Origin of the sequence: Pseudoalteromonas sp. OF7H-1, from assembly GCF_022347825.1 — a bacterium.
Taxonomy (GTDB): domain Bacteria; phylum Pseudomonadota; class Gammaproteobacteria; order Enterobacterales; family Alteromonadaceae; genus Pseudoalteromonas; species Pseudoalteromonas maricaloris.
In genome coordinates this window covers 124,350-147,934 of sequence record NZ_JAKRFX010000012.1, presented here as the reverse complement: position 1 = coordinate 147,934, position 23,585 = coordinate 124,350, and the positions used below count along the sequence as shown (strand labels likewise).

Annotated in this window: 21 protein-coding genes; 14 read left to right on the top strand and 7 right to left on the bottom strand. The window is 43.2% G+C overall.

All coding sequences use genetic code 11. The features are described from left to right. Positions 1-70: 70 nt before the first annotated feature. The 5 genes from MHN30_RS15710 to MHN30_RS15690 all read left to right on the top strand — a co-directional run bounded on the left by MHN30_RS15710 (position 71) and on the right by MHN30_RS15690 (position 7,291). Positions 71-3,349: an MHYT domain-containing protein gene (locus MHN30_RS15710; protein ID WP_239360296.1), complete on the top strand. Its 3,279-nt coding sequence runs from the start codon at positions 71-73 to the stop codon at positions 3,347-3,349. Beyond that, positions 3,349-4,332 carry an HD domain-containing phosphohydrolase gene (locus MHN30_RS15705; RefSeq protein WP_130165824.1) on the top strand — a complete coding sequence of 328 codons (984 nt, stop codon included), beginning with the start codon at positions 3,349-3,351 and terminating at the stop codon, positions 4,330-4,332. The genes MHN30_RS15710 and MHN30_RS15705 overlap by 1 nt, the downstream gene beginning before the upstream one ends. A 157-nt stretch (positions 4,333-4,489) precedes the next feature. After that, complete coding sequence (locus MHN30_RS15700) at positions 4,490-5,188, top strand: hypothetical protein (protein ID WP_239360295.1); 699 nt, start codon at positions 4,490-4,492, stop codon at positions 5,186-5,188. A 246-nt stretch (positions 5,189-5,434) separates the two neighbouring features. Continuing rightward, entirely contained in the window at positions 5,435-6,121 is a 687-nt protein-coding gene (locus MHN30_RS15695; RefSeq protein ID WP_222244141.1) for a porin family protein, read from the top strand. 483 nt (positions 6,122-6,604) lie between these two features. Continuing rightward, positions 6,605-7,291 (top strand): porin, encoded by a 687-nt coding sequence (locus MHN30_RS15690; RefSeq protein ID WP_239360293.1) that lies wholly within the window; start codon positions 6,605-6,607, stop codon positions 7,289-7,291. A 42-nt stretch (positions 7,292-7,333) separates the two neighbouring features. Here the strand turns inward: MHN30_RS15690 and MHN30_RS15685 are convergent, their stop codons facing one another. Together MHN30_RS15685 and MHN30_RS15680 are read right to left on the bottom strand one after the other, a co-directional pair. Further along, entirely contained in the window at positions 7,334-8,668 is a 1,335-nt protein-coding gene (locus MHN30_RS15685) for an FAD-dependent oxidoreductase (protein ID WP_239360315.1), read from the bottom strand. A gap of 1 nt (position 8,669) precedes the next feature. After that, complete coding sequence (locus tag MHN30_RS15680) at positions 8,670-9,227, bottom strand: GNAT family N-acetyltransferase (RefSeq protein WP_130165827.1); 558 nt, start codon at positions 9,225-9,227, stop codon at positions 8,670-8,672. A 206-nt stretch (positions 9,228-9,433) separates the two neighbouring features. Here MHN30_RS15680 and MHN30_RS15675 point away from each other — a divergent pair, with 206 nt between their 5' ends. The 3 genes from MHN30_RS15675 to MHN30_RS15665 all read left to right on the top strand — a co-directional run bounded on the left by MHN30_RS15675 (position 9,434) and on the right by MHN30_RS15665 (position 12,668). After that, complete coding sequence (locus tag MHN30_RS15675; RefSeq protein ID WP_222244137.1) at positions 9,434-10,873, top strand: chitinase; 1,440 nt, start codon at positions 9,434-9,436, stop codon at positions 10,871-10,873. 335 nt (positions 10,874-11,208) lie between these two features. Next, the gene (locus MHN30_RS15670) at positions 11,209-12,408 is read left to right on the top strand and encodes an RsmB/NOP family class I SAM-dependent RNA methyltransferase (RefSeq protein WP_239360284.1); all 1,200 of its coding nucleotides are present in this window, start codon (positions 11,209-11,211) and stop codon (positions 12,406-12,408) included. An 8-nt stretch (positions 12,409-12,416) separates the two neighbouring features. Further along, complete coding sequence (locus MHN30_RS15665) at positions 12,417-12,668, top strand: DUF2999 family protein (protein WP_039496508.1); 252 nt, start codon at positions 12,417-12,419, stop codon at positions 12,666-12,668. A 67-nt stretch (positions 12,669-12,735) separates the two neighbouring features. Here the strand turns inward: MHN30_RS15665 and MHN30_RS15660 are convergent, their stop codons facing one another. Together MHN30_RS15660 and MHN30_RS15650 are read right to left on the bottom strand one after the other, a co-directional pair. After that, positions 12,736-13,158: a hypothetical protein gene (locus tag MHN30_RS15660; protein WP_239360316.1), complete on the bottom strand. Its 423-nt coding sequence runs from the start codon at positions 13,156-13,158 to the stop codon at positions 12,736-12,738. A 386-nt stretch (positions 13,159-13,544) separates the two neighbouring features. Then, the gene (locus tag MHN30_RS15650) at positions 13,545-14,534 is read right to left on the bottom strand and encodes a hypothetical protein (protein WP_239360281.1); all 990 of its coding nucleotides are present in this window, start codon (positions 14,532-14,534) and stop codon (positions 13,545-13,547) included. Positions 14,535-14,674: 140 nt separating this feature from the next. Here MHN30_RS15650 and MHN30_RS15645 point away from each other — a divergent pair, with 140 nt between their 5' ends. Further along, entirely contained in the window at positions 14,675-15,559 is an 885-nt protein-coding gene (locus tag MHN30_RS15645; RefSeq protein ID WP_239360279.1) for a DMT family transporter, read from the top strand. 170 nt (positions 15,560-15,729) lie between these two features. Here MHN30_RS15645 and MHN30_RS15640 read toward each other — a convergent pair whose 3' ends face one another. Further along, positions 15,730-16,953 carry a NupC/NupG family nucleoside CNT transporter gene (locus MHN30_RS15640; RefSeq protein ID WP_010369948.1) on the bottom strand — a complete coding sequence of 408 codons (1,224 nt, stop codon included), beginning with the start codon at positions 16,951-16,953 and terminating at the stop codon, positions 15,730-15,732. Between the two features lie 12 nt (positions 16,954-16,965). Then, the gene (udk, locus tag MHN30_RS15635; RefSeq protein WP_010603723.1) at positions 16,966-17,595 is read right to left on the bottom strand and encodes a uridine kinase; all 630 of its coding nucleotides are present in this window, start codon (positions 17,593-17,595) and stop codon (positions 16,966-16,968) included. Positions 17,596-17,903: 308 nt separating this feature from the next. Here udk and MHN30_RS15630 point away from each other — a divergent pair, with 308 nt between their 5' ends. The 5 genes from MHN30_RS15630 (at position 17,904) to MHN30_RS15610 (ending at position 22,713) form a co-directional block, all read left to right on the top strand. Continuing rightward, positions 17,904-19,115 carry a phosphopentomutase gene (locus tag MHN30_RS15630; RefSeq protein WP_130165831.1) on the top strand — a complete coding sequence of 404 codons (1,212 nt, stop codon included), beginning with the start codon at positions 17,904-17,906 and terminating at the stop codon, positions 19,113-19,115. Between the two features lie 14 nt (positions 19,116-19,129). Continuing rightward, positions 19,130-19,831 (top strand): purine-nucleoside phosphorylase, encoded by a 702-nt coding sequence (gene deoD, locus MHN30_RS15625; protein ID WP_010369942.1) that lies wholly within the window; start codon positions 19,130-19,132, stop codon positions 19,829-19,831. 169 nt (positions 19,832-20,000) lie between these two features. Beyond that, complete coding sequence (locus tag MHN30_RS15620) at positions 20,001-20,996, top strand: hypothetical protein (protein WP_239360277.1); 996 nt, start codon at positions 20,001-20,003, stop codon at positions 20,994-20,996. Positions 20,997-21,065: 69 nt separating this feature from the next. Further along, positions 21,066-21,806, top strand: coding sequence for a ferredoxin--NADP reductase (locus MHN30_RS15615; protein WP_239360276.1), 741 nt, complete (start codon positions 21,066-21,068; stop codon positions 21,804-21,806). Between the two features lie 4 nt (positions 21,807-21,810). Beyond that, positions 21,811-22,713, top strand: coding sequence for a hypothetical protein (locus MHN30_RS15610; protein ID WP_239360275.1), 903 nt, complete (start codon positions 21,811-21,813; stop codon positions 22,711-22,713). Here the strand turns inward: MHN30_RS15610 and MHN30_RS15605 are convergent. Further along, positions 22,691-23,569, bottom strand: coding sequence for a tetratricopeptide repeat protein (locus MHN30_RS15605; RefSeq protein ID WP_010369934.1), 879 nt, complete (start codon positions 23,567-23,569; stop codon positions 22,691-22,693). The two genes, MHN30_RS15610 and MHN30_RS15605, sit on opposite strands and share 23 nt — an antisense overlap. Between the last annotated feature and the right edge of the window lie 16 nt (positions 23,570-23,585).

The window sequence follows — 23,585 nt, the reverse complement described above, 5'->3', positions numbered from 1 at the left end:
CAGCGCTTTTTTCTGTCAAACTCAGTCCTAGAAAGCTAGACTCTAAGAATATCTTACTATCTGTGTTGCTATGTTAAATACGTTTTTTGTAACCGACCCCGCACCAGAGTTGCTACTCAACGGAACTTATGATGCTACGCTTGTGGCATTATCTGTGCTGGTGGCTGTTATTGCCTCATTTTTTACGCTTATCCAGATCGACTTTGCTGAGCAAAACCAAAATAGCCGTATAAATCGACTCGCAAAATTTGGCGGTGCTGTGGCCATGGCTGGTGGTATTTGGAGTATGCACTTTATTGGCATGTTAGCGTTCTCACTCTGTGTAGAAGTGGATTACGATCCTTGGCTGACTGCGGCGTCTATCTTCCCCGCTTTCTTAGGCTGTTGGGTTTCGTTTGATTTGATAACTCGACCAAATGTCACACTTGCAGTTAAGGGGCTTGCCGCTGTCATTTTGGGGGCCAGTATTGGTACCATGCACTATAGCGGTATGGAAGCCATGCAGCTTGGCCCTATGTTGGGCTATGACCCTACACTTTTTGGTTTATCCATTATTGTTGCAGTGTCACTCGCCTTCATTGCAATTCAAACGAGAAGTAAGCTGCGCGATTATGTCAGCGACAACAATATCAGTGTCGTGAGGTGCTTAGGTGCTTTGGCGCTCGGGGCGTCTGTGTCGGGAATGCATTACACGGGCATGCAGGCGGCAAAATTTGTATCTGACTCACCAATAATTAGCCAAGAAATGCAAGATCAGCACACACAGTCACTCGCATTGTTTATTGCAGCTGTCAGTATGATCATTAGTGCTTTATCTGCGCTTATTCATACCGCGAGCAAGTACCGTTCGGTGGCTGCAGACAAAGCCGCTAATGAATCTAGGCTTGCGGCGATCCTAGAAACAGCCGTTGACGGGATCATCACTATCAATAGTGACGGTATTATTAAGAGCTGTAACCCGTTAGTTGAACGAATTTTAGGATGGTCTGAGCGAGAAACGCTTGGTCGCAATGTTGCGGTGTTTTTACCTAAAGAAGCGCAAACGAAAGTATCATTCAACAGCGCTTACCTTGAACAATTTAAAGGGACTGGCCGTGAAATCAAGGCGCTACACAAGCAAGGGCATTTGGTGCCTATCCGATTGGGAATAGGAGAGGTAGAGCTAAAAGACCAAAGTGCGTTTTATGTGGGTTTTATCACTGACCTAACAGCCCAAAAGCAAATGGAAAAAGCGCTGATTGAGCAGGAAACGCGTTATCGAACACTATTAAATAATATGCCTGGCGTGGCGTTTCGCTGCCGGATTGATAGCGAATGGACAATGTCGTTCGTAAGTCCCATTGTCGAGCAGCTTACAGGCTATCGAGCAGAGGAGTTTATTTCTGGGCAAGTTCATTTTGCTAGCTTGATTATTGAAGACGATAAAAGCTTAACAAACGATGTGGTTGAACAAGCACTGCAATGCGGCAAAGCGAGTTACTCGCAGGAGTATCGAATATTACACAAGTCAGGCCATACCAAGTGGGTGCTGGATAAAGGTTCATTTGAATACGATCAAGCGGGTAAAGTTGAGGGTATTGCGGGCGTATTACTTGATATTAGCGAGCGCAAGAACATGGAAGACGAACTACGTGCCGCGAAAAGCATCGCTGAAAGCGCAGCAGCTTCCAAGCAAGCGTTTTTAGCGAACATGAGTCATGAAATTCGCACGCCGATGAACGCTATTTTAGGATTTAGTGAAGTACTGAGAGAGTCTGAACTGAAGCCCGATCAAAGTAAGCATGTAAATACGATACTTACCAGTGCAAAGGCGCTACTGCACTTACTTAATGATATTTTAGACTCCGCTAAGCTGGACCAAGGCAAGCTCGACCTGATTGAAAATGATTTCTGTATTTCTGAGCTACTCGACAATGTGGTATCGACGTTTTGGTATCAAGCAAAGAAAAAGGGCTTGAAACTAGAGCTCACGATGAGTCACAGTTTGCATCAAACTTATCATGGTGCTTCAGACCGCTTACGGCAGGTACTGGTTAATTTATTGGGTAATGCCATTAAGTTTACTGCACAGGGCAGTGTCGAGCTTAGTGTTGAGTCATCCCATGACGATTATGTACTGTTTAAAATTGCAGACACAGGTATAGGGATTGCCAACGATAGACTAGATTCTATTTTCAACCCCTTTGAGCAGGCCGACGAGAGCATGAGTCGCCGCTTTGGTGGCACAGGCCTTGGGACGACCATTAGTCGCCAGCTAGTCGAGTTAATGGGTGGAAAAATATGGGCTCATAGTGAGCTTGGAAAAGGGTCTACTTTCTACTTTACTGTGCCTCTTAAGAAAATCGCGGCATTCACAATAGCGCAAGATGTTCATGTCGAGCTTCCCCCGTTAAATATATTGGTTGCTGATGATATTCAACAAAATACTGAATTGTTGAGCTTATTACTTGAAAAGCAAGGTCATAGTATAGAGGTCGCAGGAGATGGGCTTGAGGCCATCGAAAAAGCAAAAGCGCAACAATACGATCTTATTCTAATGGATATTCATATGCCGGGTTGTGATGGACTTGAGGCGACGCGCGCTATCAAAGCATATGAACGAGAAAATAGGCAACAAGAGACACCGGTAATCGCACTCACCGCGAGTGTGTTGGGCGAGGATAGAGCCGCTGCAAAAGCTGCTGGTATGGCCGCATTCGCCTCAAAACCAGTGGTGATAGAAGATTTAACTCGCACCATTGCTGAGACGCTCAATATCAATATTGCTCATACGGCGATTGGAGTAAGACAAACCAGCAACAAACAGCTTATAAATAGAGCTAGAGCAATAAATTTGTGGGGCAGTGAAGCTCGGTTTTTAAAAGAGTTGGCGCGTTTTTGGGAAGGTAAAAGAGAAGAAGTGATAGCGCTCTTTGCGCACGAAGGTCAGTTTACGAATGATGTACTACAGAGTATTCATACTATCAAAGGCGTTGCTGGAAACTTGGCTTTGGAGACGCTATTTGGTCTGCTCGAGCAAATCGAGCGTAAAAAGGAAATTGACGAGCGCTTGAGAGCCAAAATGGCGCTCATTATTGAAAAACTAGACGACGTGGTTGGGCTAAGTGATGAAGAAGTCGTGACCAACGCGTTGAGTGAGGGCGACGTTTTTTTGTTTAAGCAAAACTTGCCACAAGTAAAAGAGATGATAGATGAGGCACAAGTCGAGGATGATGTGCTTGACGCTTTGCTAGAGAGTGCCCCTCTCACTTACCGAAGCCAGGTAGAGGCGTTGAAACATGCATTGGATGATTTTGAATTTGAACGTGCGGAGGAAATTCTCGCACAATTAATGAGTACTGATGTGTAATGATAAATGAACACAAGCCTCTGATCCTAGCCGTTGACGATGAAGCGACAAATTTGCAAATTCTAAAGCAAACGCTGGGCAATCAATATCGTATGAAGTTTGCAAAGTCAGGAAAATTGGCGTTGGAATTAGTTGATAAGGAACTACCTAACTTAATTTTACTTGATGTTATGATGCCGGAAATGACAGGCTTTGAAGTCTGCTCTAAATTAAAAGAAGACCCTACTACGGCGAGGATCCCTGTGATTTTTGTGACCGCCTTGAGTGAAGAGTTTGACGAAGCTCGAGGTTTTGAGTTAGGTGGTGTTGATTACATCACAAAGCCTATCAGCCCTGCAATAACTAGAGCCCGAGTGAAGACGCACTTGTCTTTAGTCAGTGCCACTGAGCTTAAAAGTGCATACGTTGAACTGATGCAACGGCTCGGTCAGGCGGCGGAATACAAAGACAATGAAACAGGCCAACATATTGCGAGAATGAGCCGCTACTGCTTTGTGCTTGCTAAAGCTTGTGGTTTACCGGAAGCGTATGCTGAAGATTTGATGCTCGCCGCCCCGATGCACGATATTGGCAAGGTCGGAATTGCCGACAGCATTTTGCTGAAACCCGGACGCTTAGATGCCGAAGAGTATGAGGTGATGAAACAACATGCTGAGCTGGGTGCAAGTATACTCGCGGACTCTGATTCAAAACTCGTCAAGCTTGCATATTTAATGGCAATGGAGCACCACGAGAAATTTGATGGAAGCGGTTATCCAAAAGGATTAAAAGGAGAAGAAATCTCGCTTGAAGGGCGGATCTGTGCACTTGCAGACGTGTTTGATGCACTTACTTCAAAGCGCCCATACAAAGAGGCATGGCCTATCGAAAAGGCATTGGCCTTCATTCATTCTGAAAGTGGTAAGCACTTTGACCCAAAATTAGTTGAATTACTCGATGAAAACCTACCAGAAATCCTAAAGATTAAAGCGCAGTATGACTGAGGGGAGTTTATCTTCGCTGGCTAATTGAAGATTAATTCTTGTGAGCATAGAGAGAGTAGTAAGGCATTTTTAGGCAGCATATATTGTAAAGCATTTGCCATGCGAATAATTTGTATCTATATTGGGTTCTAAGCATGGAACTATCAACAAGGATACGATGGTGAATTCAGTTTCAACTATGGCAATAAGTCTTACCGCCATGTTAGCTTCACTGCCTAGCATCGCCAGTTCAACAAATTTTATGGAGCTTGGGTTTGGTCGGTTAACGTTCGATAACGTCAGTGAGATTGAGCCTAAAGGCTTTGTCATTACAGCAAATATAGAGTTTGGTGGGCTTTACCTAGAAGGTTCTTCTGCTCTTATGGCTGATGACGTCGCGGTTACCGGATTAGTTTATGGTGCAGAAGAAGACGTATTAACTACATTAGATTTCGATGTTGACTCTAGAGCTTATACCCTATTGGCCGGTAAGCAGTTTGATTTGAATGATCATAGCCTTATTGATATTTATGGCGGTTATTCTAGGCATAGACTGGAGATAGCTTATTCAGGCTTAGTCAATACGACGTACTATGATGGTTACACCAATAAAGAGCTTATATTATTTCTTGATCAAGGGGCTAATGAGTCAAGTGATCATTATCATTTAGAAGCTGCTTATGACTATACACATGTAGACCTTAATTTTAGGCTAGGTGTTGGCTTTGAGCGGATCCAGGATGATGTAAGTGAGAATAATTTAGTGTACCTGGCTGAGGTTGGATATCGTTTTACCAATAATATTTCCGCAAACGTGAGCTATAGAAATGCTGAGGTCTACAATACTCTCAGTCTGAATTTGAGGTATAGCTTTTGACTACAATGCCCTTGTTATGCCGTTAATCTTGTTGTGAACGGCATAACATCCACTTCCAAAGCGCCTAGCTAATTTTCTTCCGCGTGGTTTACGACACTGAGTGAACCCGAATAAGTTAATGCATTGATTAATATTAACAAACTTTGTTACAAAGTCATTTTGTATTTATTTTGGGTTCTGGTTGTATTTATATGTAATTTCCGTAGTATGCGCCACAAATTAAATACGAGAATGATGGAGTGGATCGTGAATTCAATTTTAAAGCAAGTGGCATTAGTATCTGCATTATTTGCATCAACAACCAGCCTAGCAAACTCAACAGACTTCGTTGAACTAGGTTATGGAAAAATCACGCTTGATGGCGTTGATGAATTCAAGCCTACGGGTATCGCAGTTACGGTAAACAAGGCATTTGAAGGCTTTTATCTTCAAGGTACTTATGCTGCATTAAGTGATGATTTTAAAGGTACTTTAATCGAAAGCGATTATTACGCAAATATAGAAACAACGGTTAAAGTTGAGACAGATTTAAACTATCTTACCCTTTTAGTTGGTCATCAGTTTGATGTAACAGATGCTGGCTTTGTCGATGTATATGGTGGTTATTCTAGATACAAATTAGAAGTGGATTACTCAGGCATCGCAGATATTGCTTATAACGATGGCTATAGTTATCAAGAAAGCTTCTCTGATAAAGAGAGTGACACGAGCGATCATTACCATATTGAAGCTGCCTACGAGCATTCATTCGGAGCTCTGAATGCTCGTGTTGGTCTTGGTCTTGAACGTATTCAAGATGATGAAAGCGAAACTAACTTTGTATACTTAGCCAAGCTTAGTTACCAATTTACCGACAGCATCTCGGCTAATGTTAGCTACAGAAATGCAGACGAATATGATAACTTTGGTGTAAACCTAAGATATAGTTTCTGATATCACGGTTACTAGGGTCGACAGTCCCTAGGTAAGATGCGGTTTCTTTCAGTAGAAATCGTATCTAAAACAAAATGCATGTTCTAATCCAAACTTTTGCTACTATACCTGTTAACACCAAGCTATTATTTCTCTGACATTCGTGTTCATCTCTTCGAGTTTTCCTATCAAATTAAGCTTTTTGCATCGCACCCAGCATGTAATACCAATTAGTCTTAACACTTGCTCAATTTAAAGGAGTAAATCAGGCGCTAACTGCGTTGAATTCACTACCAATAGCCAGCTATTGGTGCCCAAACTCTCTGGCTAGATAAGGAAATAATTTAATGTGTTTTTAAAAACAATTAGTTAGCTCATTCCTTATCCAAACCTCAGGTTAAATAAATTAATATTAAAGGTGTTTTTATTCTAGAAACACTTAAACGTGCAACAAAACCTTGTTATGCTCCGACCTTTACTATGTAGATAGATAAGGAGATGATCATGAATTCTACAGTTAAGTTAGCTGCTTGCCTTTCATTAGCTTTGGTAAGCTCAAATTGCTTCGCGCAGTCAAAAGATTACGTTGAGATAGGTTATGGGAAAATCTCAATCAAAGAGCTGAGCGAAATAAAACCAACAGGGATTGCGCTGAGCGCAAAAAAATCCTTCGACCAATTTTACCTACAAGGTACCTATATAATATCGAGTGATAAAAACAGTCAGCAAAATGATATCGCTAGTGGCGTTGGCGCTCGAATCATCGAAACAAAAGTTGATACAGACTGGAAACAATTTACTTTACTAGTGGGTCATGAATTTCAACTATCAGAGCAATCATCGCTTGATTTATATGGTGGTTATTCTCGGCTCAAGTTGCAAATGGATGCAACTGCGGAAGTGGAATATATTATCAACGGTGAATACCGTTATAGAAATGAAATTGACGTATCAGCTAACAACGATGCCGATCTTTATCATCTTGAATTGGCTTATGCGCGCTCAGTAGACTCATTTGATGCGAGGGCCGGTATTGGGTTTGAACGCATCAATGGTGAGGAAGGAGAAAGTAGTTTTGTATACCTTGCTGAGATTGGCTACCATTTTACTGATCATATTTCTGCAAATCTAAACTATAGAAATGCTGATGTGTACAACAACGTTGGTTTTAATCTGCGCTATAGCTTTTAGTCGTTGAAAAAAGGTGCGTGATGGGCGCACCTTCTTAATTTGCTAAGCGTATTTATCCATCAACTGAGCATATTGGTAATACGCGAGTTGGCCTACTCTTCTTAATTGCGGCATCGGAAACTTGGGTAGTGGCTTAGTATAGATTGGTAAATTAGGGACTTTAAGACCCATTAATTTTTCAGCAAGTCGAATACTTGCCTGAGCACTAAACGCTACACCTGAGCCGCAATATCCAAGTACATATCCGGTATTGTTTTCGCTGTAGATATGAGGAAGGTCATCCAGTGCAGCGGCAATATAACCACTCCAAAAATAATCAACTTTAACATCGAGTTTAGGAAAGCAATCGTTAAGTGCTGAGCGCAAGTTGTATTGATATTTTGCATTGTCCTGATCATGGCCAAACACCGCGCCTCGCCCACCAAACAAAATACGGTTGTCAGGAAGACGACGATAGTAGTATTTAAGCCGTCTGGTATCCATGACGACTTGCTCTGTGATTAAGCCATTGGCTGCGAGTTGCTCGTCGCTGAGTGGTTCAGTCACGATAATACTACTTAAAATAGGCAAGTAACGCCCTTGAGTTAACGGTGAAAACTGTCGCTGAGCATAGGCATTCGCTGCGATCACTACCTTATTTGCTGAGACTTTGTGGCCGTTCACTTCGAGCTGGTGGTTGCCATTTTGGTTCTGGTGGCGGGTGACCAGACTGTTTTCATAAAGTTGCACACCAGCTTGCTGAGCTAATGCCTTGTAACCTAGCAACAGCTTCAAAGGGTGAATACCAAACGCGTTGTCAAATCGCAATGCGCCAAACCCTTGCTGGTTGTGCATATAGGTTTCGGTCAGTTGCTGCCGAAACAGTAATTGATGGCTCTTGCTACCCATGGTTGCAGTGAGAAATTCAGACTGCGCTTTTAGTAGCGAAAATGCTTGCTGATTGTGTGCAACTTTCAAATACCCAGATGCTTGCACGTTGCAATCAATGTGATTGGCGTCGATATGTTCACGGACTAAAGCAACGGCGTTGTTGTACTCTTGATATATGGCTTTACTGACATCCAGATCATACTTTTTGGCCAGTTGCGCATAACCAAGCCGTCCCGTACTTGGTAGCACAAATCCCGCATTTCTCGCGCTCGCGCCAAAGCCAACTTGATTTGCTTCAAGTAGGGCGACGCTTTGATGATGAGTGGTTGCCAAATGGTAGGCGGTAAGTAAGCCCGTAAAACCACCACCGATCACCGCGATATCTACTTGTAATGGTTTATCTAGCGAAGGGGTGGGCGCACCTAAAGGGCAAGTTGCAGCCCAGTAACTATTGGCAAAAGCTTGGCCTTGGCAATGTGGCTGAGTGAGTGGATCAAACCCTGACATCTTAAAACTCCAATACCATTTCTGCTGCTTGGCAATGGCATTCAGTACCACAAATAGTACAAACATAGCCGTGATAGATACAGTCATCTAACCACTTATCATCATGGACTTTAATCAGTTTGCCACCGGCCTTAGTGAAGTATTTAACGGCTCCGTTACCTGGGCTTTGTTTCCAAAGATGAGCAACGCCAGCTCTCGCGCCTTGTTGTGTTAATGCTGTTATTGCGTGTTTTAGTAATTGGGGTCCAATACCTTGGCCCTGTGCGTTCGGTGATACCGCGATACATTTAAAATATGCCATATCATTTTGATCAACCGGCCACAAAGACGGTGAACTCCACTTATCTATAGGCCATTGTCCGGCACTATATGACGTTCTGAAGCCGAGTAACTCATCTTCATCGTTTAGGGCAACAAAGGAAGCATTTATACCGTCTTTACAGCCTTTTTGGCGCATTTGTTCAATGCCTGCGTTATCAAGATAATTATCACCATGAACGAGATTACCAAGTGCGATAACACGCTCGAAATGTTCTGGTTGTAAAGGAATAATTTTCATAGGCTGCTCTGTTGTTATTTACGGTGGGGTTCTAGCATACCACTTTAGATCATGTACCAAAAACGCGAAGATTCAGCAATTTTAACTGGCGCTTATAGAAGAGTGGCAATAATAAAAAGTGAACAAAATTTGACAGCGATGTCATTTTGTTAATAATTGTTGAATCGGTGGGTTCCACTATTAACAACAACATGTAAAGGAAAAGTATGAACAGTCTAAAATTAGCGACCGCAGTTTCGCTTGCCATAACTGCAAGTCAAGTGATGGCCATGAGTCCGCAACCCGATCCACAAAACCCCAATGGTTATATTGTTTCTCGAATAGAGTTGGATAATGCCGAGAGCGCGAAGACCAGTAACCCAATGTATGCGATTTGGTCAAAAGCACTGGAAACAAGAGATAATGCGGTTGTAGAGGCCATTGCGCCTGGGCTTGCCAGTAATCCAGATAATGTAAAAAGAGCTGAGCGGGTATTTGGTCAAACCCAGTGGCAATTTCTTACGCAAATGGCGGCGCCTGAATACACCTATACGCGCTTTTTGCGTGCTATTGGTAAGTTTCCCGCATTTTGTGGCGACTATACTGATGGTCGAGACGCCGACGCAATCTGTAAACGCTCAATCGTGACTGCATTTGCGCATTTTGCCCAAGAAACGGGGGGGCATATTGCCAAAGACAACACTTCTGATAACCCTCTCGGGTTAGAAGAGTGGCAACAAGCATTGGTTCATGTGCGTGAAATGGGTTGGTCAGAAGGGCAAGCTGGCTATACCACGGGGTGTGGACAAAATGACTGGCAGAATCGCCGCTGGCCATGCGGGACAGGGCAAGGATATTTTGGCCGAGGCGCTAAGCAGCTTTCATATCACTTCAACTATGGCGCATTCAGTGAAGTCATGTTTAATGGTGATGCAACGGTGCTACTAAATAACCCAGGTCTAGTAGCAGACTCTTGGCTAAATTTAGCGTCTGCAATTTGGTTTTTCTTAACGCCGCAAGCACCAAAACCTGCAATGTTACACGTTATTGATAGAACTTGGACGCCATCATTGCGTGAAAGTGAGGCGGGGATTGGTTATGGCTTTGGTACCACGATTAATATTATCAATGGTGGTATTGAATGCGGCGCGCAAAATAAAGACAAAGGTCAGCCCGTTAACCGCATTCGTTATTGGGAAGGACTCTCGCATTATTACAACATCACCATTGAAGCTGATGAAGAAAATACCTGTTGGCAGCAAACACCATACGGCAGCTTAAACCTCGACGGCGCGACTGATGTCCTTTACACCAACTGGGAAGGTGATTGGGCTTATTATGCAGACCGCCCAGGAGGTTATTCATTTGAGTGCAAACTCGTGGGGTATCAAACAGCTTATTCCGCACTTGTGCCGGGAGACTACGAGAAATGCGTGACAAACTTTTATCAATCACACGCAAGCTGGCCTGAAGTTCGTGTCGTTGATGACTTACCAACCAACCCGACTGAACCGCCTGTTGACGGTGTACCTGCTTGGGATGCCGACAAGGTTTACTTAAAAGGTGATAGAGCGAGCTACAATGGTGTGATCTACGAAGCCAAGTGGTGGACCAAAGGAAATATCCCAACTGCCGATGGCTCGGGTCCTTGGTTAGCGGTTAACTAAATAACCTGAGCTTCGGATAATTAATGCCTTTCTAGCAGCCAGTTTTAGCGCTAACTGCGTTGAATTCACTTCCAATAGCAAGCTATTGGTGCGTAAATTCGCCTAATTACCCCTAAAACTCTCTGGCTAGACAAGGAAATAATTTAATATTATTTTAAAAACAATGAGTTAGTTTATTTCTTATCCAAACCTCAGGTTAAATAAGCTAATAGCTGTGGGGCTTACTATATTTGCCCCACAACTTTTAAGATTCTCTGGCAAAGATCATAAACTCTAATTGATGCCCCATGGTATGCGCGCTAAAATAGTGTTTTAGCAATAATCGAGACCATATCGTGTCTGTAACTCGCTCGTTAGTCCAAACCCTGTCTGAGTGCATTGAACATGTGCTAGATACTTCTCTTCATGTCGATAAAGCATTAACTCAATTACTACAGAACAACCCACAGTGGAACCTTGATGAAAGGCAGTATGTGGTGAGCAATTATTACCATATCTTCCGCTTTAAACGGTTACTGGCTTACCTACTTGAGCATGAAGAAATGCCGCTAGATGGCTTTGGCTACTGGTTAACTTGCCAAGTTGTTACAGCGCAGCCGCTTCCAGAGTGGGTGGATACCGAGCGTTATAATCTGGAAAAGCTGCAAAGCTTAATTGAGCAGGCGCCTCAAGCCGTTCGTTTATCTTTACCTGATTGGTTAAACGAGGTTGCGAATGAGCAACTGGGTGAGCAGTGGCCAGCGGTTGCATCCGCGCTAAATCAAAGTGCCCAACAATATTTGCGAGTCAATAGCCTAAAAAGCGATATTGCGACAGTAACAGAGTCTCTAGCAAAAGAGGGGGTCAAGGTTTCACAGGTTGCACTTGATTCTCATGTTGCGCTAAAAGTTGAGTCCAATAGCCACCTGTTTCGCTCTCAAGCGTTTCAGGCGGGTTGGTTTGAAATGCAAGATGCAGGTTCTCAGCAAATTGTGCCTTTTTTAGAAATACAGCCTGGCCATAAAGTGGTTGATGCCTGTGCAGGCGCTGGTGGCAAGAGCTTACATATAGCGGCGCTAATGGAGAATAAAGGTCGCTTGTTGTCTATGGACATCCATGAACATAAACTTGAAACGTTGAAACAACGCGCGAAACGTGCAGGTGTGCATGTTGCTGAAACGCGTGTTATTCAAAACAATAAAACCATTAAGCGCCAAAAAGAGAAGTTTGATCGCGTGCTATTGGATGTGCCGTGCTCTGGTCTTGGTGTATTAAAGCGGAATCCAGATGCAAAGTGGCACTTGAATTCGCAAAATTTAGACACACTTATTGCTTTGCAAACCGATATTCTGGCGCGTTACAGTCAAATGTGTAAGGTGGGCGGCAAACTAGTGTATGCAACTTGCTCTATTCTTCCTTCTGAAAATGAGCAGCAGGTTGAACGCTTTTTGGCAAATAACCCTAATTGGCAACTAGAAGACTCACTACATTTACTTCCAGGAGTAAATTCAGAATTTGACGGTTTTTACGCCGCACGATTAGTAAAAATTAGTTAGGAAACAAGATGAACCCAATCATTGCATTACTTAAAGAGCACAATATTTCGGATGAACAGATCCAAGCGGTATTTACCCAGCTGACTGAAAATCCAATGATGGCGATGGCGACTATTCAGCAACTAGGTATTCCACCCGAAAAGCTTCAGCAGTTGATGGCTTTGGTAATGCAAAATCCGGCATTAATCAAAGAAGCAGTTAACGAATTAGGTCTTGATTTTGAAAAGGTTGAGGCTGCAAAAGCACAGCTAAAACAGTAGTATTAATGGCTATGCCCTAGACAAGCTCAGCCTTGTCTAGGGCATAGCTAAATAACTCACATGCAGATCAAATCTTGTGAGTAAAACCACTGTACACCCCAAATAAAAATCCGAGAATACCAGAAAATAGGGTCGACCCTATCGCGTAGGCAAGTATTGCCTTACCCCAATTTTTCCACTTTATTAGCTCATTTTCCGCCATTTTATAGTTAAGTATTATGCTGTACAAACCAGAAAATAAGAGCGAAAAAATTGCATAAAGCTGCTCGGCGAAGATACCCAGCATTAGTGGAATTGAGAATATCAGTATGCTTAGGGTTAGAATGAGTAGGTGTCCTATAGCGTACTCCAGCATTGTGTAGGGCGCAGAACGATACACTAGCTTAGAGGCTAATCCGAGTAAGAATGCCAGAATAAAGACGCGATAAATGTGCGTTGCTTCATATAGTGCGATTTCAGATTGCCATTTGAGCTGCTCTTTCGATTCCAAAAGTTGACTGCTGGATATGAAGCTGATTTCAAGTAGATGCGAGGCAAGCACGATCACGGTGAGTAGAATAAAACTAAACTTGAAGGGATTACCAAAACGGCTTCTCTGTCCATTCAAGTATCCAAGAATGGTCTTAAAAGGTCGAAGTAATAATCCAAAAAGTAATTTAAAAAAAGGGGATTCGAGTTCAAGCAGTGCGCTTTGAAGCAAAATGCGTAAGTGTTTAAAGGTCAGTCTCGACGCTTTTTTCTGTCCACAACCTGAGCAGTACTCGCCAACAAGTTGAGTGTGACAATTTAAACAGTGCGATTGATTGTCAAAATTTGAGTGTTCCATAGATGTATTTATTATTTTTTCTTATCGACGAATGCTACCTTTTTTTGTCTCTAATAATCAAACAATATAGGTGTTAAGGCCCACTTTTCTAATACCCCATCTGAACTTATCGTCGTAAGCACATTGCTATCGGAGATGTGTACATCATAAACGGTGCTGCCCAGATTCAGTTGTGTAATTGGCCAGCTGACAATCTCTTTTCCCGACGTTAATTCCCATAGCGAAATATATTCCTTGGAAGAGGTGGTTAGCAGAAATTTGTCGTCAGCGACGAACTGCGCACTACGAAAAAACTTGAAGCGCTGAGGATAGGATAGAGATAACACTGCTTGACCTGTACGCGTATCAATGAATTTTTGGTCTTGCAGGGCGTCAGATACGAACAGCCAATGTTCATTTTGTGATAATGCCAAACTGGTAATACGATGAGGCAGCTCATAATCTACAGTGACTTCTTTACTAGTTAACTCAAGCCTTTTAGCGTGACCGTCTAAAGAGGCCGAGTAGAGCGAGGTTAAACTCCGATTAAACATCAAATGTGTAATGCTGCTTTCATGAAGGTTTATTCTGGTGATGATCCGCTCGTCTAAACTCAAAAGTAGTACGCTACCGTCATTGTAGCCAAGGGCGATAAACTGCTCGTCGCTGGACCACTGGGCCTTGGTAACGCGAATGAATGAGTCAAACTCAGGTAATGGATAACTGACAACTTCGTTTGAGTGCAATTGCCAGATGTTGAGTTGGGAGTCCGAAATACTCAGAATACTGCGCTTGCTCGGCGCTATTAAAGCGTCACGAAAAGTAAGTTGGTATTTACTTCCTTCGACTTGTTTAATCAGCTGTTGGCTTTGGTTATCCCATACTTGTAGTAAATGATCGTCAATGAGTAGTAAGGTTAGCGCCGCGTCACTAGAAAGTTGGGCGAGACTAACCGGCAACTGAGTCAATTGTATTTGCTCTGTTGGCTCTAGAGTTTGCCTTTTGCTACATCCTGTGAGGATAAGCAAAGCGACTATCATTGCGTAAAAAGCGAGTCTCATTCTATACCTTAAGTTTTAGCCTTTCCCTCTTTCTCAAAGAAAGTTAAACACACCCTAATGACAGTACCAAAAATGGCTTGTGCTGTATTTATATATCGGCGTAAGGTAAAGCTCCATTAATATTAACCTTGGAGTATGGAGTGAAAGGGTTTCTTGGTTTAGTGTTGCTTGCCGCAATTTGGGGTGGCTCATTTTTATTTATGAAGGTGGCTGCCGGTGTCCTTGGTCCTGCTGTACTCATTGAATTTCGAGTCTTATTTGGTGCGCTAACGCTCGCCGCGGTTGCTTTAGTATTAAAGCGTAATTTACATTTTTGGCAGTACAAAAAGCACTTTTTAATCCTCGGACTGTTTAACTCAGCGTTACCTTTTATGTTATTCGCTTATGCTGTGCAAACGCTTGATGCTTCCATGCTCTCAATTTTAAATTCAACCGCACCATTTTGGGGGGTGTTAATCAGTGTGTTTTGGCTAAAAGTGCCAACGCAAAAGTCGGTGTGGCTAGGGTGTGGATTTGGGATTGCAGGTGTTATCACGCTAGTTGGGTTGGATAGCACCGTATTGGACGAAGGTGCGTGGTTACCTATTGTTGCAACCCTGTGTGCGACTCTGAGCTATGCGGTGGCCTCTCATTACACCAAAACGGCACCAAAAATGAGCGCATTCAATCATGCCCACGGTAACTTATGGGGCTCTGCGCTATTGGTATTGCCTTTTATTTGGTTTATGCCAATGAGAGAAACACCTGACTCTACAGTGATAAGTGCAGTAGTTGGACTTGGCATATTATGTACGGGCGTTGCCTATATTCTCTATTTTAAGTTAGTCGAAGATCTCGGCGCTGCATCTGCTTTATCTGTTACCTTTTTAATTCCTGTGTTTGGGATTTTATGGGGACATCTCTTTTTGCAAGAGCAAATCGGTGCTAACACAATCCTTGGCAGTATTTTAGTATTGCTAGGAGTCAGCCTAGTAACTGGGCTACAAGAAAAGATATTCCCATCAAAAGCGATGAAGGAGCTGTAGGTGAGAGGTGCTGGTTTCTTAAGAAGGGTGGTCAAAAAAGTGTTTCTCAGAAACGATAAAAGGGCCTAAAAGGCCCTTTGGTGAAGTATCGTTCAAGTTAGTGTGGTCACTTTAACCCCTTAAAGCAACCAACCAATTGTTTTGCAACTGCGGCTTATCTCAATAAGTTTCTAAGCTAGCGAGAGGAAGAAACCTGCAATTGCTGCACTCATGAGGTTAGCCATAGACCCTGCTAACACTGCTCTGAGCCCTAGGCGAGCGATATCCTTTCTACGACTTGGGGCCATACCACCAAGTCCGCCTAGTAAGATGGCAATCGACGATAAGTTAGCAAATCCACATAAAGCAAATGTGACAATCGCTTGAGTGTGCGTGCTCAACGTATCGCGATAATTCATATAATCTAGGTAGGCAACAAACTCGTTAACTACCAGTTTTTGGCCGATAAAACTACCTGCCGTCACGGCTTCCGACCAAGGTACCCCAAGTAGCCAAGCAACAGGGGCAAAGACGTAGCCTAAAATTTCTTGTAGCGTCAGTGTTGGGTAATCAAAAATTCCACCAATACTGCCTAGTAAACCGTTTAGTAGCGCAATTAGTGCCACAAACGCAAGTAGCATCGCACCTACGTTTAGTGCCAAGTGCATACCGCTTGATGCACCTGATGCAGCTGCATCAATTACGTTTACTGGTTTATCATCACCACTATCTACATCAGATAGGTTTTCGTGTGGCTTCTCGGTTTCTGGCACAATCATTTTTGCCATTAAGAAACCACCAGGGGCAGCCATAAAGCTCGCGGCAATGAGGTATTTAAGCTCAACACCAATCGCCACATAGCCCGCCATAACGGAGCCTGCTACCGTCGCCAAACCGCCCACCATAACTGCAAACAACTCTGATTGCGTCATTTTTGGAATAAACGGTTTTACGATCAAAGGGGCTTCCGTTTGGCCGACAAAAATATTTGCCGTAGCTGAAAGCGACTCTGGTCGTGACGTTTGTAGTAACTTTTGCAAGCCACCACCTAAAATTTTAATGATCCAGTTCATGATACCAAGGTGATACAACACAGCAACGAGCGCTGAGAAGAACACGATCACTGGTAATACCTGAATCGCAAAGATAAACCCTAGCGAGTCTTGTTTGGCTAATGGTCCGAACAAGAAACCGATACCGTCATTAGCATAGCTAATCACTTTAGCAACCGCGCTAGACATTGAAGCTAATACATTTTTACCCGCTTCAATAAAGAGTACAAAGCCACCAATAAGGACTTGCAATAAAAATGCAACGCCTACGGTACGCTTATTAATAGCACTGCGATTTGTCGAACACGCAAATGCTACGCCTAGGAGCATCATCATGCCCACTAAGCTCATAATTGTTGTCATGCCAATTTCCCGTTATTCTTGTAGCAAATATTTTATTTTACTTTTAATAATATCAATCGCAACGCGATTCATACCGCCACGGGTCACAACCAAGTCGGCATTATGCTTGGATGGCTCGATAAACTGATAAAACATCGGTCTTACCGTCGCCTGATATTGTTCTACCACAGATGACAGACTTCTTCCTCTGTGCTCTATATCTCTTTGCATGCGACGCAGCAAACAAATATCCAAAGGTGTATCAATGAACACCTTGATATCAAACTCTTCACTTAATGCAGGATCGCTCAGTAGTAATATACCCTCGACGATTAGTATCTTAGCAGGGTTTACTATTCGGGTTTTATCACTACGTGTATGCTGTCCGTAATCGTAGGTAGGAACCTCTACGGATTCACCTAGGCGAAGCTTAGTTAAATGCTCGCGTAACAACTCGTGTTCAAACGCATCAGGATGATCATAATTCGTTTGAGTACGATGCTCTATAGGTAAATGCGATTGATCTTTATAATAGGCGTCCTCTTCGATTACCGCGATAGTGCCTGAGGCAAGCTCATTCACTAGTTCGTTGTAGATCGTTTGACTAAAAAGAGACTTACCAGACGCAGATGCGCCAGCTATGGCTATAATAGTTCGTGTCACTAAAGTTCACACCCAGCAGTTGTTTATGTTGGAAGATCACAATAGCAAAAAAGACACGATTAATCTCTTTTGCCTCGCTTAATGAGCAAATTTAACGGGTTTGGCGGACTCAAAACAGGACTTATGTCCGCTTAAGGGCGACAGAGCCAAATTAGCAAGATCGCAGCTTTTCGTGAATTTTGTGACTATTTTATGACAGCGGACTTATGTCCTGTACGATTTTTTTAACCAAACATAAAGTAACCAACGCTTAAGGTAACCATGTATTTAAGAATAAATAACAGCCTGAGCAGTATAGAGAGGTATCTATGGCAAGAGCAATCATTTTAATGGCGGATAGCCTAGGCATTGGCGCAGCACCGGACGCAGAAAAGTTTGGTGACGTAGGCGCGAATACTCTCGCTCATTTATTGCAGGCGTATAAAGAAGAAAAAGGACAAGCGTTAGACTTACCTAATCTTTCTAAACTAGGCCTTATTGCAGCATGTGAAGCTGCAGGTAAAGAAGCTTGCGCTGTGGCGCAAACCATAGAACCAAGTGCTGCTTGGGGATATGCAAAAGAATTATCGAGTGGCAAAGACACGCCGTCTGGCCACTGGGAAATGGCAGGGGTGCCAGTATTGTTTGAGTGGGGTTACTTCCCAAATACTAACCCATGTTTCCCACAAGAATTTATAGATGAATTGTGCAAACGCGCAGACATACCTGGTATTTTGGGTAACTGTTACGCATCGGGCACAACGATTTTAGAACAGCTGGGTGAAGAACACGTACAAAGCGGTAAGCCGATTTGTTACACCTCAGTTGATAGCGTCTTTCAAATAGCCGCTCATGAACAATCGTTCGGACTTGACAAGCTTTATCAAGTATGTGAAATCGCACGGGCACTGCTTGATGAAATGAATATAGGACGAGTGATTGCGCGGCCATTTATAGGCACTTCAAGTGCCGACTTTATTCGTACAGGTAACCGCCGAGACTATTCGGTATTACCACCTTCGCCGACAGTGCTAGATAAGCTAGCCAATGACGGTGGCGAAGTAATTAGTATTGGTAAAATTGCAGATATTTATGCGCATCAAGGGATCACGCAAAAACACAAAGCGCCGGGTCTTTTGAATCTGCTAGCAAAGACAAGCGAAGTGATGGACACAGCGCCAGATCATAGTCTTATTTTCACCAACTTAGTCGACTTCGACGAAAAGTTTGGTCACCGCAGAAATGCAGTGGGATATGCAGAAGCACTTGCTGAGTTTGACGCATTTTTACCGGAAATTATTGCCAAACTAAAAGCTGATGACTTGCTTTTAGTGACTGCCGACCATGGTTGTGACCCAACCGCAGAAGGCACAGATCATACGCGAGAGTACGTGCCCGTATTGGCATATACACCGGGTATGAACAATACTCCGTTAGGAGAAAGACAAAGTTTTGCTGACATAGGTCAAACGCTTGCCCAGTGGTTTGATTTAGATGCAACGCAGTACGGTGAAGGCTTTAAGGCCGAGATAAAAGCCTAACTAAAGGAAACAATATGAGCACTCCACACATTAGCGCAAAGCCAGGTGATTTTGCAGAAACGGTATTAATGCCGGGCGACCCACTAAGAGCAAAATACATTGCAGAAAACTTTTTGGAAGATGCTCGTCAGGTAACTGACGTTCGCAACATGTTTGGTTTTACTGGTACTTACAATGGTAAGCCAGTTAGCATCATGGGTTCAGGCATGGGTATTCCATCTATGTCAATCTATGCTCGTGAGCTTATTGTTAGCTTTGGTGTTAAGAACCTGATCCGCATCGGTACATGTGGTGGTATTAGTCAAGACATCAAGATCCGCGATGTGATCTTTGCACAAGGCGCAAGCACAGACTCAAATGTGAATCGTGCGCGTGTACGTGGCTATGACTTCGCTGCGATTGCTGATTTTGGTTTATTAGAAAATGGCGTAAACGCTGCTCGCCGTTTAGGTATTGAAGCAAAAGTTGGTAATGTTTTCACTACAGATACTTTCTATCAAGCCGATGGCGAATTTTATAAAGAATTAGACAAGCTAGGCGTAATGGCTGTTGATATGGAAACGGCTGGTTTATACGGCGTAGCGGCTGAATACGGTGCAAAAGCGATGGCACTATTCACAGTAAGTGACCATGTTATTACTGGTGAAGCAACGCCACCAGAAGAGCGTCAAAGCACGTTCAATGAAATGGTTAAAATTGCGCTAGAGTCTATTTAATACAACTTGAAAAGTTCCTTGGTAACGTAATCGCAGAGTTTTGGAGACACGCCTAAAACAACGCGAATCACACCCAAAAAAGCCGCTTGAAGCGGCTTTTTTTTTGATCTTGGTCCATCCAAAATTCCCTCGACTAGTTTACACTACACAAAGGTGGTAGAGTTTTCTAATGATAAGGTATTGGTATTGGTATTGGACGATGGCGATTTTTGTTCTGGGCTTGTTAGCATTAATGGCGAATGCCGAAGTGGACTTAGATGCGTTTGAATCTCTGGTTAAAAACGCGCCTGATGAAGCGCTTAAGGCATACCAAAACGCGATTGCTCGGGAGGATCTTGCTGTTGCAGATTTATATCAACTTCATTACCTTGCCATTAGAGCGAGTGCCAATACGTTCAATAACGCCATTTTTATTAAAGCGCTAAATACGCTTAAAGCGCCACCCTTCAAGACTTTGGCTGACGAAGATAGGGCGAAAATTCTGACTAATATTGGTGTTGGTTATCGTCGCCGTAACCAGAATGAACAAGCTATCTGGCATTATCGATGTGCAATGAACACTCCGGCCAGCTTCCAGCATAAGTCTGCACTTAAAGTGAACATCGCGATTGCGTACACGCGCCTTGAACAACCCGCGATTGGCTACAATCTCTTAAAAAGCGTGGATAGAGAAATGTTACCAAGCTTTATGCAAGCAGGGCTGTTAACTGCGCTTGGCAATGCAACATTTGCAATGGGTGAAGCCGATGAGGCGCTGAGCTATTACGTTGATGCGGCGACCCATTACGCAAAAGATGAAAACTATAGGGCTGTGAAGCAAGTATCAATCAATGGTCTTGGGATATATGTACTCAACTCAGACTTCTCAAACTACCACAAGGCGCTTGCTGATATTGCGACGGAGCCTTCCCTAATAGAAGATAATCAAAACTATCTCGGTTGGTTGCGGGAGCTGGTACAACAGTTAGAGCAAAACAAACAAGCCGTAACCGTGTCGACAACAATGAAAGCCTATGCGCTCGGCGCTGCAAATGCAGGATATGCGTCCATGGTGAATGCGCATATCGACAAGTTTAATCTGTCGCTGCCCAAAGTCACTTCACAGATCATCGTCAGAGATCCGCTTCCTGTTGAATTAGGAAAAACCTGGTGCCCGAAACTTTGACAAAGCCAATTTTTTTGCCATGGTTATGTTATCGTTAAATAAATACGGCTTGTGAGTTTTGGAGAAATAATGTCGCAATGGGTAAAAGGAGAAATCGTCGAAATCACACATTGGACGCCCACATTATTCAGTATCAGATTTAAAGCGGATATCGCACCGTTTAAGGCTGGTCAATATACTAAATTGAGTTTGCAACAAGGGGAAAAGCGCATCGCGCGAGCATATTCTTTTGTAAACGCGCCGTCAGAACCAATTCATGAAGTCTTGTTAGTTGAAGTGCCCGATGGCAACCTTTCAGTGCCTTTACATCAGCTACAAGTCGGTGATGAGCTCAATGTAGCTTACCAAGCAAACGGTTTTTTTATACTAGATGAACTACCACCTTGCGATACGCTTTGGATGATAAGTACAGGTACGGCGGTTGGCCCATTTTTGTCTATGCTCAGAGAAGGTGACGTGTGGCAGAGGGTTAAACAGGTGATCCTTATTCATGGTGTGCGCCTAAATGCAGATTTGTGTTACCGTGAAGAGCTTGAGCAGTTGCAACAACAAAGAGATGGCTTTACTTATGTGCCGCTTGTTACACGGGAACAACCTGAGAGCGGTTGCCAAGGCCGTGTCACTGAACTGATCGAAAACAAGCAATTATTAACCTACCTAGGCTATAAGCAGTTTCCGGATAACAGTCATTTTATGCTTTGTGGTAACCCCGAAATGGTGAAAGAGCTAAGTGCTCAGTTGCAGAGTATGGGGTACGAACGCCATAGGCGAGCCAAGCCTGGGCATATTACCGTTGAGCAATATTGGTGATCCTATGCAGGCTCGTGTTATGTATCTCTTATGCTTATTATTGCTGGTAACCGCGAATACTGTTTCTGCAGAGCCAAAGGTCATTAGGGTCGTGGACGCAGCAGAAGAAAATGGCACGCCGCAGAATCAATATTTTTTGTCAGTCTTGCGCTTAGCTTTAGATAAGTCACGAGAGCAATATGGCGAGTATTGGATAGAACCGATTGATTTACCAATTAATCAATCACGGCAATTTAAGGAATTGCTAAAGCACAATATCGATGTATTCTGGACGGTCTCAACAGCCGCTAGAGACACTCAAGCAAAGCCAGTGGCCATTCCCATAGCGTTTGGCAGCTTTGGTATAAGGGCACTGGCAATGAACGTGGCCGACAGCGGCAAGCTGAATGTGCATTTATCATTAGCTGAGCTACAACAGTTCAACGTTGTCTTGGGGCAGGATTGGCCCGATGTTCAGATTTTTGAAAAAGCGGGTTTTACGGTAGAAAAATATGTTGATGGGTTGGCAGTTTACAGAGTGCTTGCAAATAGTACCGGTAAAATTTTTCCACGAGGTGTCATTGAAGTCGTTCCTGAGCTCAAGGCGTTCGATAACAAGCAAGTGACTTATGGCGAGAAGAACCTGTTACTCTACCCTTCAATGGTTTACTTCTATGTCCGCAAAGAGGATATTAAACTGCATAAACGCCTTGAGTATGGCTTAACACAAGCATTTGAAGATGGCTCTTTGGCTGCGCTTTTCTACGACAGTAATATGATGGTTGAGCTAAAAAAACACTTTAATTTGCAAGGGGCTGCAATCCATCAAATTGAAAATCCGTTAATTATCTCTAAGAAGCAGCTCGATGTGATTACGCAGTTACAAATCGAGCTGCTAAAACAACTTAACTATTCACCAGCTCGTTAAAGCTCTGGTTATCTGCAAGGCTTGCAAACGCTGGCTCGTGTTGTAACTCGTTCTTTAAGTTAGGCGCATATTCCAAAGCCATACGGATGTCGGCCATCGCATCTGCATGCTTATATAGCATGGAGTAAGCACACGCGCGCTGCCAATAGGCATAGCCATAGTCACTGTCGATTTCTAATGCTTGATTACACAAAGCAATTGCAGTGTTGGTTTGACCAAGCTCTAATAACGCATCGGCTTTGTAGGCAATCGCCTCGACATCTTCCGGTTTGCGATTTAGGATCTCATCGTAAATTTCAATTTTAGAATTCATGTCACTCTCAAGATTTGCCCGCATCCACAGAGAGTGTACTTCATTCGTTATAGAGATTTTCTTCTGGTTATTGAGGATTTCTTCAGAACGTTCGCGTAATTTCTCTTCAATAACCTGAAGGCGCTTTTCATATTCGTCGGTGATCGTGCCAACGCGCAGGCTAACGATATCTTCTACTTTACTCTTAATATCTCTAAAAGAAGTCCAACCAACAACCACTAAGATGGACGCAGCTGCTGTGATCAAAAAGAGCACATTATTGATGGTATCCGTGGTGTAGGTAATTGCACGATCTGCAGTATCTAGCTGAGAGTGGCTGATTTTCTTCTCTATATCAGCTCTTAAACGCATTTGATCTTCTCTGACTGCTCTTAACTCATCAAGGATATAACGCTCAATTAAGGGTCTATACATGGGCTCTTGTAATTGTGATAAAGCTTGTTGTTGTTGGTTTTCTGTCGGCTTTTTTGACGTTGCCTGTTCATTCGCCATGCTCGTAAAACTACAAGCGACGAGAAGGATAAATAGTACTATGCTTTTCATATTGATGTTCTTGAAA

Coding starts and splice junctions, on each gene's coding strand:
- MHN30_RS15710 (WP_239360296.1), top strand. CDS start 71: ATGTTAAATACGTTTTTTGTAACCGACCCCGCACCAGAGTTGCTACTC.
- MHN30_RS15705 (WP_130165824.1), top strand. CDS start 3,349: ATGATAAATGAACACAAGCCTCTGATCCTAGCCGTTGACGATGAAGCG.
- MHN30_RS15700 (WP_239360295.1), top strand. CDS start 4,490: ATGGTGAATTCAGTTTCAACTATGGCAATAAGTCTTACCGCCATGTTA.
- MHN30_RS15690 (WP_239360293.1), top strand. CDS start 6,605: ATGAATTCTACAGTTAAGTTAGCTGCTTGCCTTTCATTAGCTTTGGTA.
- MHN30_RS15685 (WP_239360315.1), bottom strand. CDS start 8,668: ATGTCAGGGTTTGATCCACTCACTCAGCCACATTGCCAAGGCCAAGCT.
- MHN30_RS15680 (WP_130165827.1), bottom strand. CDS start 9,227: ATGAAAATTATTCCTTTACAACCAGAACATTTCGAGCGTGTTATCGCA.
- MHN30_RS15675 (WP_222244137.1), top strand. CDS start 9,434: ATGAACAGTCTAAAATTAGCGACCGCAGTTTCGCTTGCCATAACTGCA.
- MHN30_RS15665 (WP_039496508.1), top strand. CDS start 12,417: ATGAACCCAATCATTGCATTACTTAAAGAGCACAATATTTCGGATGAA.
- MHN30_RS15650 (WP_239360281.1), bottom strand. CDS start 14,534: ATGAGACTCGCTTTTTACGCAATGATAGTCGCTTTGCTTATCCTCACA.
- MHN30_RS15640 (WP_010369948.1), bottom strand. CDS start 16,953: ATGACAACAATTATGAGCTTAGTGGGCATGATGATGCTCCTAGGCGTA.
- MHN30_RS15630 (WP_130165831.1), top strand. CDS start 17,904: ATGGCAAGAGCAATCATTTTAATGGCGGATAGCCTAGGCATTGGCGCA.
- deoD (WP_010369942.1), top strand. CDS start 19,130: ATGAGCACTCCACACATTAGCGCAAAGCCAGGTGATTTTGCAGAAACG.
- MHN30_RS15620 (WP_239360277.1), top strand. CDS start 20,001: ATGATAAGGTATTGGTATTGGTATTGGACGATGGCGATTTTTGTTCTG.
- MHN30_RS15615 (WP_239360276.1), top strand. CDS start 21,066: ATGTCGCAATGGGTAAAAGGAGAAATCGTCGAAATCACACATTGGACG.
- MHN30_RS15610 (WP_239360275.1), top strand. CDS start 21,811: ATGCAGGCTCGTGTTATGTATCTCTTATGCTTATTATTGCTGGTAACC.
- MHN30_RS15605 (WP_010369934.1), bottom strand. CDS start 23,569: ATGAAAAGCATAGTACTATTTATCCTTCTCGTCGCTTGTAGTTTTACG.